Here is an 11,287-nt window from a genome sequence, read left to right on the forward strand (position 1 = left end):
ATTGTAACCCTCGGGGCCGCCTGCCCGGACCGGCGCGGGCGGGTGCCGCCCGAGGCGCCGTCTGCCCTCGAGCCCGGGAGGTCGTGCGTGACGTCTCGCCGCGCGACGCGGATACTGCGGACGCTGCTGTGGGTGCTGGGCACGGTGTTCGTGCTCGCGCTCGCGGCCACGGCCTACCTGTACCGGCTCTCGCTCTCCCTGCCCGACCTCGAGGTCGGGCCGGCCGCGACCGCCGCCGAGCGCACGTCGGTCGTGTACGCCGCCGACGGCAGCGTGCTCGCCGAGTGGCATGGCGAGGTCGATCGGACGATGATCGCCTACGAGGACATGTCGGGCGACGTCCGCGACGCCGTCGTCGCGGTCGAGGACCAGCGGTTCTACTCGCACAACGGCGTGGACTGGGAGGCCATCGCCCGCGCGTTCACGGCCAACACGAAGAGCGGGGCGGTCTCCCAAGGCGGGAGCACGATCACGCAGCAACTCGTGAAGCTCCTGTTCACCGACGGCAAGCGGACGCTCGGCCGCAAGGCCCGCGAGGCGTTGCTCGCGTTCGAGCTCGAGAGCAAGGCCGACAAGCGCAAGGTGCTCGAGACCTACCTCAACATCGTCTACTTCGGGCGCGGCGCGTACGGCATAGAGGCCGCGTCGCGGACGTACTTCGGCAAGAGTGCCGCGGACCTCACCCTCGCGGAGTCGGCGCTGCTCGCCGGGGTCATCCGTTCGCCGGGGCGGTACTCGCCGACCGAGGACCCCGAGGCGGCGGTCGAGCGCCGCAACGTCGTGCTCTCGAAGATGCGCGAGCAGGGATTCATCACCTCGGACCAGGAACTCGCCGCGAAGCGCGAGCCCTTGAAGCTCGTCGCACGCAGGCCCGAGGCCGTGCGCGCGCCCTACTTCGTCGAGTACGTGAAGACCCAGCTCATCGACCGCCTGGGGGCGGAGGCCGTGTACACCGGCGGGCTGAGGGTGTACACGACGCTCGATCCGCGCCTCCAGGCCGAGGCGGAGGCCGCGGCCGGCAGGGCGCTGCCGTCGGCGAGCGACCCCGAGGTGGCCCTCGTGTCGATCCGGCACAAGACCGGGGACATCGTGGCGATGGTGGGCGGCCGCGACTTCGCGCGCGACAAGTTCAACCTCGCCAGCCAGGGCCGCCGCCAGCCGGGCTCGGCGTTCAAGCCGTTCGTGCTCGTGGCGGCCCTCGAGAAGGGCATCTCCCCGGACTCCAAGTGGAGCGGTGCGCCGTACAGCGTGCCGGTGACCGACGGGGTCTGGAAGGTCGAGAACTACGAGGGCGGGTTCTCGAGCGGGATGCTGTCGCTCCGGGACGCGACCGCGTTCTCGGTCAACGGGGTCTACGCGAGGCTGATCATGGCCGTCGGCACCGAGCGCGTCATCGAGGTGGCGCACCGCATGGGCATCGTCAGCACGCTCGACCCGAACCCCGCGATCGCCTTGGGCGGGCTGTCCCAGGGCGTCACGCCGCTGGAGATGGCCTCGGCGTACGGCACGATCGCGTCCGGGGGCACGCATGCGGAGCCGGGCGGCATCGTGAAGGTGACCGATGACGCGGGCGCGGTGGTCTACCAGCCGTCACGCCCTGCGACCAGGGTGGTCGACGAGCGCGTCGCGGTGACCGCCTCAACGGTGCTGCACGACGTGGTGGAGCGTGGTACCGGCACCGCCGCGAAGATGGCCGCGTGGGCGGCGGGCAAGACCGGCACCACCCAGTCGTACCGTGACGCCTGGTTCGTCGGCTACACGGGCGACCTCGTGACGGCGGTGTGGGTCGGGCACCGTGCAGCGCAGGTGGACATGACGAACGTCCACGGCACGAAGGTGACGGGCGGCAGCTACCCGGCGCGCATCTGGTCGGACTTCATGTACCGCGTCAGGTCGCCTGAGGGGGCGGCGCCGGCCGGCGCGGCGGGCGATGCCGCGGTGAAGCGCGTGCGGATCTGCCTCGACACGATGCTGCTGGCCAATCAGCGCTGTCCGAACTGGGCGGACATGGACCTCCCCGCAGACACCGCGCCGCTCGGGGTGTGCACGGAGCACTGAGCCTCGCGCGGCGGTGTCAGGCCCGCCCGCGCCGGGGCGAGACGATGCGCGCGAGCACGGGGGTCTTCAGGTCGATAGCCTGAGGCGGGCACAGTTCCTGGCAGCAGTAGCAGCGGATGCACTTCGCGTGGTCGAACGACGGCCCGCCCTCGCCGACCTCGATGGCGTCCACGGGGCAGTCGCGTAGGCAGCTTCCGCAGCGCGTGCAGTCGGCCGCCCGTGCGAGGAACGGCCGGGCGGTCGCCGCGCGGCGCAGGTGGTCCCGGAGCCACGCGGGCATGCCTGCGGAGACGTCGCGCGCGGGCAGCGCGAACCCGCGGGGTGCGAGTTCGCACCAGTCGGCGCCCACGGTCTCGACGTCGCGCGCATGCGCCGGCCCGAGCCCGCGGGCGGCCGCGGCCCGGTTCGTGTACACCTCGGACGGGTCGAGGCCGATCATCGCCGAGGCGATCACGTCGAGGGCGACGAGGTCGGTCGAGGCCATCACCGCGCCGACCTGTCGCGGCGTGCCGCCTGCCGGCCCCTTGCCCTCCATCGCCACGACCGCGTCCATGATCGCCGCCGCCGGCCGGCACGCGAGCATGAGGTCGAGGAGCATCTCCGCGAAGTCCTCGCGGGCGGGCACCTTCATGTGGTACTGCGCCTTCTCGAGGCCGGGGATGCAGCCGAACAGGTTCTTCACCGCGCCTGTGTACATCATGAAGCCGTGCGTCTTGAGCTTCGGCAGGTCGATGACCACGTCGGCCTCGGCGACGGCACGGCCGATCGTGAACGCGCCGAACAGCGCGCCGTCCGGGTTCTGCACGCGGACGACGTCCTCGTCGAACAGCGTGAGGCGGACCCCCTCGGCGGCGCAGACCGCACCGATCCCCGAGGCCTCGAAGACACGCGCCGCGAGCGCGGGGGTGTTCGGCCCGCCGGGGCTGTCACCGACCGTCGGCACGCCGCCAGCGGTCACGACCTCGCGTATGACGGCCCGGACCACCTCGGGGTGCGTCGTGACGGCCCGCTCCGGCGCCGCCCGTGACAGCAGGTTCACCTTGAGCAGGACCGTCTGCCCCGGGGAGACGAGGGCGCTCATACCGCCGAGCGGAGCGAGCGCCTCACGGACCGCTTCAGTCACCGCGTCCGGCGCGTAGCCGGCGCAGCGTGCGATGGAGACGAGGGGCCTGCCGGTCACTGCTCCACGACCGGCTGGGCGAGCCTGTCGTGCACGGCTCGCAGGACGGCCGGGTAGGATACCGCGCCGTCATACAGCGGCGTTCCGTCGACGACCGTGACGGGGTACAGATGGCCCGCCGTCTCGATCTGTTCGACCACGGCGGCGTGTTCCCGGCGGACACCGTCGTCGGACGCGTCGAGGTACAGAAGCACGGCATCGTCGCCGAATCGGGACTCCATCTCGGCGCGGATGATGGCGCAGATCTCCTCCGGAGACCACGAGGGTCCTCAACCTCCGGAGAAGCACGCCGTCTGCGCGGGGATGTCGTAGACCTCGACCGTGACCTTCGGCACGCTCATTCCCGTCACCTCATCCGTCCACGACGACCGCGCGTCCGGGGCAGTTCATCGCGCACACCGCGCAGCCCGCGCAGCGGTCCTCGACCACAGTGTAGCCGTTGGCGCCGGGGTAGGGCCCGCCGGGGACGGGCACGATGGCGTCCTGCGGGCAGGAGCGCCGGGCCGGGCAGCCGGGCGATCGGTCGCAGCGCGCCCTGTCGATGGTCACTCGAGTCATGCTGGTCCTCCATTGGTCGGTTCGTCGCACGGAGAATACCCCATGGGGTATCAGGTGCGCAACCCCCGCTGTACTCCCCGGTGCCACGCGCGCGGTCTCCTAGCACTGCTACAATGCCGGTGGCGTCACCAGGACCCGACGCAGGGGAGGCACGTTGGCAGCGAAGGACAAGGCCGCGAAAGGCGAGCCGAAGAAGGGGCGGCGTCGCGTCACGCTCACGGGCAAGCGCCTGCTGGGGATGATGCTGCTGATGGGCGTCGTGGTCGGCGTCGCCTTCCCGGTCGTCGCGAGCCTCTTCGTCACGGCGAAGAGCACCGTGGCCATGATCGTCTTCGGCGCGTTGTGCATCGTCGCCGGCGTGGCGCTCGGGTACGCGTGCTACCTGATCGCGGACACGATCGCGCGCAACCTGATGCGCGGCACCCTGGATGCGGCGAGCGCCAGCCTCGGCATCATGGCGCGCCAGGTCGACGAGGTCGACGAGCTGTCCGCGGAGATCGTCCGGGTCTGCGGGAGCGCCGCCGAGGTACTCGAGAGCGCGCGCGCGGCGCAGGGCCGCATCCGCGGGCTGTCGTCGGACGTGCTGTCGGCGACCGAGCAGCAGGCGTCGGGCGCCGCCGAGCAGGCCGCAGCGGTCACCCAGACCTCGGCGACGCTGGAGGAACTCGCGCAGACGTCGAAGCAGATCGCGGACAACTCCGAGGCGGTCGTCCGCGTGGCCGAGCGCACGCTCGCTTCTGCCGAGGACGGCATGACGGCGGTGCGCGACACCGCATCGGGCATCGAGGAGATCCGCCTGTCGACGCAGCAGGCCTCCGACCGCATCCTCGCGCTCGGCGAGCGCAGCCAGGAGATCGGCCGTGTGCTGCTCATCATCGACGAGATCGCCGAGCAGACGAAGATCCTCGCGCTCAACGCCGCCATCGAGGCCGCGCGCGCGGGCGAGGCGGGCAAGGGCTTCGCGGTCGTTGCGGAGGAGATCCGCAAGCTCGCCGACTCGGTGACCGAGTCCACGCAGGAGATCGGCCGCGTCGTCCGCGAGATCCAGGCGTCCAGCTCGGCGCTGATCATGTCGACCGAGCGCTCGGCGAAGAAGGTCGACGAGGGCAAGCAACTGGCCCAAGCCACCGCCGACGCGCTCGACCGCATCGTCAGCCAAGTCGAGGAGACCACCGACGCCGCGAAGCAGATCTCGATCGCCACGCAGCAGCAGCGCACCGCGTCGGAGCAGGTCGTCGTCTCGATGCGCGAGGTCGCCCAGGTCAGCCAGCAGGCGGCGCAGACATCGCGGCAGATCTCGGGCGCCATCGTCGAGCTGTCCAAGCTGAGCGACCAGGGCTAGCCGCGCGATGGACGCCGTCCGGGAACGCCTCGAGGCGGCCGGGCTCGTCCTGCCGGAGCCCCCCTCGGCGCTCGGTGCGTACCTCCCGGCGGTCCGTGCGGGCGCACTCGTGTTCACCGCCGGCCAGCTCCCGATGCGCGACGGGGCGCTCGTCGCCGTCGGGCGTGTCGGCGAGGAGGTCGACGAGGAGGCGGCGCGTGCGTGCGCCGCGCAGTGCGCGCTCAACGCGCTCGCCGCGGCCGCGACCGCGTGCGACCTGACGCAGGTCGAGGGGGTCGTGCGGCTGACAGCATACGTCGCGTCGGCGCCCGGGTTCCGTAGGCAGCCCGCGGTGGCCGACGGCGCGAGTGAGGTCCTCGCCGCGGCGTTCGGCGAGGCCGGCCGGCACACGCGCGAGGCGGTCGGCGTCGCGGAGCTGCCGCTCGGCGCTCCCGTGGAGGTCTCGGCGGTGCTCCTGCTCGCCTGAGAGCACGTCCGCGTGAAGGAGACGCGGCATGCGCGGCGAACACCCCGAGTGGCCCTCGGCGTGTTGCCGCATGGGGGCGGTTCCGATACGCTTGCCCGGATAGCGTACTGGGGGCTTACGACCTGTTTCCGCGTGAGGGTGCGAGGGAGAAGCGAATGGCGAAGTTCAACCTGGTCAAGGGGTTCAAGGACCCCGACACGCGTCCGCGGTTCATCATCTGGACCGGGGTCGTCGTGCTCCTGCTGGCGGTCGTCGTCGTCGTCGCGCTCGGCGTGACCTCGACGAAGTGGTTCTGCGCCAAGGGCTGTCACAAGGTGCAGGACGACTCGATCATCGCCTACCAGAAGTCCACGCACTCCGAGATCTCCTGCATGGCGTGTCACATGCCGGTGAACGCCAACCCGATCGTCTTCGTGCTGCACAAGATGAAGGCGCTCGGCGAGCTGTACCTCACCGTCACGGACAAGTTCGAGCTCCCGCTCAACCCCCACTCGCACCTCTCGCTGTCCGAGGAGATGGAATCGGACAAGTGCACCCAGTGCCACAACCTGAAGAACCGCGAGGTGACGCCGAGCAAGGGCATCATCATCAGCCATGAGAAGCACGAGGAGGCCAAGCCGGTCGCCGCGGCCGAGGTCGAGTACTGGAACGAGATCCAGTGCACCTGGTGCCACAACCGGATCGCGCACAACGAGGAGGGCTGGGACCTCACCCTCAAGAACCCGGACGGCGAGGAGAGCCACAAACACGAGAACTACATGACGATGGACGCCTGCTTCCGCTGCCACACGCTGACCGACACGTCGATCAGCATGTACAAGGCGCCGGGCGCCTGCGGGAAGTGCCACCCGAAGGACTTCAAGCTCAAGCCCGAGAGCCACGAGGCCACGAGCTTCTACCCCGAGGGTCATGCGGACATGGCCAAGGAGATGAAGTCCGAGGCCGCTTCCGCGCTGGCCGAGTTCGAGAAGCGTGAGTCCGAGGCCGAGAGCGACAAGGAGAAGGCGCCGCTGCCTCCGGTCGAGGCCGTCTTCTACTGCACGACCTGCCACGTCGAGGCCACGTTCTGCACCAGGTGCCACGGCATGGACATGCCGCACTCCACCGAGTTCAAGGAGAAGAAGCATCCCGAGGTCGCCAAGACCAAGATGGACAAGTGCGACCTGTGCCACAACGTGAAGAAGACCGGCTACACGTTCTGCAACAACTGTCACCACGGCGCGAAGTCCAACTGGACCTTCGATGCGAAGACCCCGTGGGTCAACCAGCACGCGAAGGCGGTCACGAAGAACGGCGTGAAGGGCTGCATCGGGGCCTGCCACAAGGACACGACCTTCTGCCTGAACTGCCACAAGAAGCTCACCGCGCCGCCGTCCTCGCACAAGGCGGGCGACTTCCTGCGCAAGTACGGCGCCGACCTCGGCGTGCACGCGGCGAACTTCAAGGCCCAGCCCGAGGGCTGCGAGATCTGCCACGGCGCGAAGATGCCGAACGGCAACGCCTTCTGCAAGGCCTGCCACAAGTACGAGGTGCCGCACCCCGACACGTTCAAGAAGAACCACCTCGCGTCGGGCCTCAAGGACAAGGCGAAGTGCCAGTACTGCCACAACTACAAGGAAGTCTGCAGCAACTGCCACCACAAGGGCGCCTCGGCGACCGTCTCCTGGCTCAGCACGCACGGCGGCATCGTCAACAAGCAGGGCGGCGCCGCGTGCTTCGAGGCATGCCACGACAAGGGCAACGACTGCGTGAAGTGCCACACCGCGCGCAAGGTCCTGCCCGCCTCGCACAAGGCCGGGAACTGGACGCGCGACAAGAACAGCAAGACCACCGCGGTCCACGCATCGACGTACCAGAAGGCCGCCGAGGCGTGCGCGTACTGCCACGGCAAGAACGAGCCGAACACGAACACCTTCTGCAAGGCGTGCCACAAGCTCGAGATGCCGCACCCGAGCGGCTTCGGGCCGGCCGATCCGGCGAACCCGGTCAAGGGCCAGGGCGGCACGCACTCCAAGCTGCTGACGGAGAAGAAGGTGGCCGAGGCCACGTGCCTGAACTGCCACGCCGCATCCGCGTGCAACGAGTGCCACCACAAGTACACCGCGGCCAAGCCGTGGGTGAACGCTCACCCCGACACGGTCAAGAAGTCGGGCAGTGCCGAGTGCTTCAAGTGCCACGAGGAGACGTACTGCTCCTACTGCCACGTGCGCGAGGCGCAGAAGTACATCAAGAGGTAGCGGCCGGCGACGGTCGTCGCAAGGGCCCGGACGCGTCGCGTCCGGGCCCTTCGCATGCCCGCAGAGCGCGCTTTGCCCGCTCGAAAGCGACCGTGTATGATACGGCTCCGCCCGGGATGTGGCTCAGCTTGGTAGAGCGCTCGGTTCGGGACCGAGAGGTCGTGGGTTCAAATCCCGCCATCCCGACCATGGAAGTCCGGTGCGGCAGGCCCCTCGGGGGGCCTGCCGCACTCATCACGTTACGGGGCGCCCTTGTACCAGGCCTTCCTGACCGCGCTGGGCTACGGTCTGTGTCATCAGCTGCCCGAGCGCTCATTCTTCGGCGGCGGCTTCCAGGTGCCGGTCTGCGCCCGTGACACCGGCATCTACGTCGGGTTCGTGGTGTCGGTCCTCGTGCTCCAGGTGCTCGGTCGCTCTCGGCGCTCCGAGCCGCCCGCATGGCCGGTGATCCTGCTCGCGGGGGCGTTCGTCGTCGCGATGGGGCTCGACGGCATCAACTCGAACACGGGCCTGGTCAATGCGATGTGGACCACCACCAACGACACGCGGCTCGCGACGGGCCTTCTGACCGGGGGGGCGATCTCGCTGCTCGCGACGCCGATCGTCAACGGCCAGCTGTGGCGCGATCCGTCGCCGGACCGCGTGCTGTCCGGCGCTCGCGAAGTGGTCGTCTGGCTGTCGTCGCTGGCCGCTGCATTCGCGGTGGTGCGGCTGGTGTTCCCGCTGACGGCGGCTGGATTCCCCGCGATCGTGGCTGCGTGCATCGTGGTGACCTTCTGGTGGGTGAACCTCGCGATCGTATGCCTTGTTCCGGCGTTCGAGCGGAGGGCGGTCCGGCTTCGTGAGGCGTGGGCGGCACACCTGCTCGCAGTCGGGCTCACGCTACTCGAGCTCGGCGCCGGGTCCGCGTTCCGGCTGCTGGTGCTGCGCCTGCTGAGCTGACCGCGTGCCGCGTGGAGGCGGAGCAGCATTGGCGCGGGCGCTCCGCATGCCGTACGCTGATGGTGCGCCGCGCGTCCGCGGCGGACCGACGTGGCGGAGGGACTGCCCCGTGGTGTACACGAGCAAGGACAAGGTGCGGGTCGTGATCGTCAGCGGGACGCTGAGGATCGAGGGCGAGATGCACGTGCTCGCCGGCAGCAGGCTCACCGACGCGCTCAACTCCAAGGCCAAGGACTTCCTCGTGGTGACGAACGCGTCAGTGTTCTCCTTGGAGTCGGGAGACCTGCTCTACGAGCCCTCGTACGTCGCGGTGAACCGCGACGCCATCTCGGCGGTCTTCCAGATCGGCTGATCCCCCGTACGCGCCCGATGTCAGACCGGGCCGCTACCTTCGCAGTCGAACGCAGGTTCGACAAGGAAGGAACGGCCATGGAGACTCATCCGTCGCTGACCGTGCCGGTCGCACGCGCCGTCGAGTTGGGGCTTCCGTCCGATCTCGCGCGGCGAGCGGAGCGCACCGCCCTGCGGGCGGCCGCCGCGTCCGGACAGTCTTGGAGCGCCCGCCGGCTGGAGGCGTACTTCTGGGGCGTGGTGCGACGCGCCGCGTTCCGCGGCGGCGATCGTACGCGGGAGATCAGGATGCGCTATCTGCGCGCAAGCGCGATCGCGGACGCCCGCCGCGCCGGCGCCGCCTAGCGGTACGTGCTCGAGGAGATCACGTCGCCGTCCGGGCGTGACAGTACCCACAGGCGCCGGCGGTCGAGAGATCCGCCCGCCGGGCCGTACACCTCGACGACCGTCCATGCCGGCGTGCCGTCGATGACGGTCTCGCTGATCTGGACGGGGACCCCGCGCGACGCGTGGAACTCGGCCGTCAGCAGGTCGGCGAGGAGCGTCGCCGTCTCGTCCCGCAACCGCAGGGAGGCGAGGGACCGCGTCCGCAGCTCGGCGGCGCGTTCCGAAGCGGTCGCCGACCACCGTGACTGGTCGAACGACGCTGCGCGTGACTCCACCTCGGAGAGCGTCAGCGGCTCGGCCTCCTGCGTGTAGGTCACGCGCGCCCCGCAGCCCGCCGCGGCTGACGTCAGCGCGATCGTCGCGAGGATGACGGGCAACCGTGTGCCGAGTCGCATGGGGCGCCGTTCCGACGGGTCTGCGTGCGGACATCGTAGCGCATCCGCGTTGCGGCAGGCCGATGTCAGACCTCCCGGCTACCTTCGGGTCGAATGGGGGACGGCACGCATCGGAGGCGACACGATGAAGGAGCAGTACGTCGCGGGTCTGACGGAGGGCGCACGGGTGGACAGCGTGTTCGCCGTGCGCTCGAAGGAGGTGCGCGCGGCGAGGACGGGCGAGGCGTACCTCGCGCTCGAGCTGGCCGATCGCACCGGCCGCATCGGCGCGGTGATGTTCCGTCCCGGCACCGAGGCGACGTCGTTGCCCGCCGGATGCGTGGTGCGGGCGCGCGGGCGGGTGACGTCCTGGCGCGGGGTACGTCGCGTGTCGATCGAGTCACTGCGGGCGGAGCGCACCTACGATCGCGACGACATGCTGCCTGGGGCGAGGCGGGACCGCCGCGAGCTGATCGGCAGCCTGAGGGCGCTCATCGCTGGTGTGCGCGCGCCGGCGATGCGCTCGGCGCTCAAGGCGGTGTTCGGTGACCGGGAGTTCATGGCCCGCTTCGCGGTGGGCCCGGCGTCGCAGTCGCATCATCACGCGTACGTGGGTGGGCTGCTGGAGCACACGGTCGCGGTCGCGGACCTCTGCACGGGACTCTCGCGCGTCTACGACGCGGCCGACGGCGACCTGCTCGTGACGGCTGCACTGCTCCACGACGTCGGCAAGGTCGACGAACTGTCGTGCGACACCGTGATCGACTACACGGACGAAGGAAGGCTCATCGGCCACGTCGTCCTCGGCGAGCGGCGCCTTCGCGCGGCTATCGCGGCTGCCGGCGCCGATGTGCCGCCGGACGTGCTCGTGCGCCTGTCGCACACCATGCTGTCGCATCACGGCGAACTCGAGTGGGGTGCGCCGAAGCGCCCATGCACCCTGGAGGCGCTCCTGCTCCACCACGCCGACAACCTCGACGCGAAGGCTGCAGGCTTCGTCGAGGTCTCGACGGGGGCGTCAGTCGCAGGCGAGTCCTGGACGGACGCGTTCAATATGTTCCGCCGCCCGCTCTACGCGCCGCGGGCCGCCGAGGACGACCGCGATCACGCCCCCGATGAAGACGAGGTCGCACCGCGCGCGGCCGCGGGCTGAGCGTCCGGGCGTGCTACCCTTGTGCGGTCCCGGCGTGGAAGCGACGATGCTTCGCGCCCGTCCCGCGTGAGGAGTCACGAGCATGCGCTATCCCCAGGCTGAGATCGGCGTCTTCGGCGGCAGCGGCTTCTACTCGCTGCTCGAGGATGCCCGGGAGTTCAAGGTCGACACGCCGTACGGCCCGCCGTCGTCGCCGATCATGCACGGGGAGATCGACGGCCGTACGGTCGCGTTCCTGC

General features: G+C 70.0%; 13 protein-coding genes and 1 tRNA gene. 10 read left to right on the forward strand and 4 right to left on the reverse strand.

Annotated elements, in window-relative coordinates:
- Nucleotides 1-87 precede the first annotated feature (87 nt).
- Nucleotides 88-2,058 carry a PBP1A family penicillin-binding protein gene (locus tag FDZ70_02260; GenBank protein ID TLM80064.1) on the forward strand — a complete coding sequence of 657 codons (1,971 nt, stop codon included), beginning with the start codon at nt 88-90 and terminating at the stop codon, nt 2,056-2,058.
- 16 nt (nt 2,059-2,074) lie between these two features.
- Here FDZ70_02260 and FDZ70_02265 read toward each other — a convergent pair whose 3' ends face one another.
- The 3 genes from FDZ70_02265 to FDZ70_02275 form a co-directional block, all read right to left on the reverse strand.
- The gene (locus FDZ70_02265; GenBank protein ID TLM80076.1) at nt 2,075-3,139 is read right to left on the reverse strand and encodes a DUF362 domain-containing protein; all 1,065 of its coding nucleotides are present in this window, start codon (nt 3,137-3,139) and stop codon (nt 2,075-2,077) included.
- A gap of 95 nt (nt 3,140-3,234) precedes the next feature.
- Nucleotides 3,235-3,459: a hypothetical protein gene (locus tag FDZ70_02270; protein ID TLM80065.1), complete on the reverse strand. Its 225-nt coding sequence runs from the start codon at nt 3,457-3,459 to the stop codon at nt 3,235-3,237.
- Between the two features lie 130 nt (nt 3,460-3,589).
- Nucleotides 3,590-3,796 (reverse strand): 4Fe-4S ferredoxin, encoded by a 207-nt coding sequence (locus FDZ70_02275; protein ID TLM80066.1) that lies wholly within the window; start codon nt 3,794-3,796, stop codon nt 3,590-3,592.
- A 154-nt stretch (nt 3,797-3,950) separates the two neighbouring features.
- Here FDZ70_02275 and FDZ70_02280 point away from each other — a divergent pair, with 154 nt between their 5' ends.
- From FDZ70_02280 to FDZ70_02310, 7 genes are all read left to right on the forward strand, one after another.
- Complete coding sequence (locus tag FDZ70_02280; GenBank protein ID TLM80067.1) at nt 3,951-5,138, forward strand: methyl-accepting chemotaxis protein; 1,188 nt, start codon at nt 3,951-3,953, stop codon at nt 5,136-5,138.
- 7 nt (nt 5,139-5,145) lie between these two features.
- Nucleotides 5,146-5,604, forward strand: coding sequence for a RidA family protein (locus tag FDZ70_02285; GenBank protein TLM80068.1), 459 nt, complete (start codon nt 5,146-5,148; stop codon nt 5,602-5,604).
- Nucleotides 5,605-5,759: 155 nt separating this feature from the next.
- The gene (locus tag FDZ70_02290) at nt 5,760-7,841 is read left to right on the forward strand and encodes a hypothetical protein (GenBank protein TLM80069.1); all 2,082 of its coding nucleotides are present in this window, start codon (nt 5,760-5,762) and stop codon (nt 7,839-7,841) included.
- A 112-nt stretch (nt 7,842-7,953) separates the two neighbouring features.
- A tRNA-Pro gene (locus FDZ70_02295) sits at nt 7,954-8,030 on the forward strand.
- Nucleotides 8,013-8,783, forward strand: a complete 771-nt coding sequence (locus FDZ70_02300) for a DUF2085 domain-containing protein (GenBank protein ID TLM80070.1) — start codon at nt 8,013-8,015, stop codon at nt 8,781-8,783. The genes FDZ70_02295 and FDZ70_02300 overlap by 18 nt, the downstream gene beginning before the upstream one ends.
- A 109-nt stretch (nt 8,784-8,892) precedes the next feature.
- Entirely contained in the window at nt 8,893-9,135 is a 243-nt protein-coding gene (locus FDZ70_02305) for a hypothetical protein (protein TLM80071.1), read from the forward strand.
- Between the two features lie 77 nt (nt 9,136-9,212).
- A complete protein-coding gene (locus tag FDZ70_02310; protein ID TLM80072.1) occupies nt 9,213-9,479 on the forward strand; it encodes a hypothetical protein in 267 nt (88 codons plus the stop codon).
- Here FDZ70_02310 and FDZ70_02315 read toward each other — a convergent pair.
- Nucleotides 9,476-9,916: a hypothetical protein gene (locus tag FDZ70_02315; GenBank protein TLM80073.1), complete on the reverse strand. Its 441-nt coding sequence runs from the start codon at nt 9,914-9,916 to the stop codon at nt 9,476-9,478. The genes FDZ70_02310 and FDZ70_02315 overlap by 4 nt on opposite strands.
- Between FDZ70_02315 and FDZ70_02320 the strand changes: the two genes are divergently transcribed.
- Nucleotides 9,888-11,048 carry an HD domain-containing protein gene (locus FDZ70_02320; GenBank protein TLM80074.1) on the forward strand — a complete coding sequence of 387 codons (1,161 nt, stop codon included), beginning with the start codon at nt 9,888-9,890 and terminating at the stop codon, nt 11,046-11,048. The two genes, FDZ70_02315 and FDZ70_02320, sit on opposite strands and share 29 nt — an antisense overlap.
- 82 nt (nt 11,049-11,130) lie before the next feature.
- A partial coding sequence (locus tag FDZ70_02325; GenBank protein ID TLM80075.1) for a 5'-methylthioadenosine phosphorylase occupies nt 11,131-11,287 on the forward strand: 157 nt, incomplete at its 3' end.

Source organism: Actinomycetota bacterium (genome assembly GCA_005774595.1).
Classification (GTDB): Bacteria; Actinomycetota; Coriobacteriia; order Anaerosomatales; family D1FN1-002; genus D1FN1-002.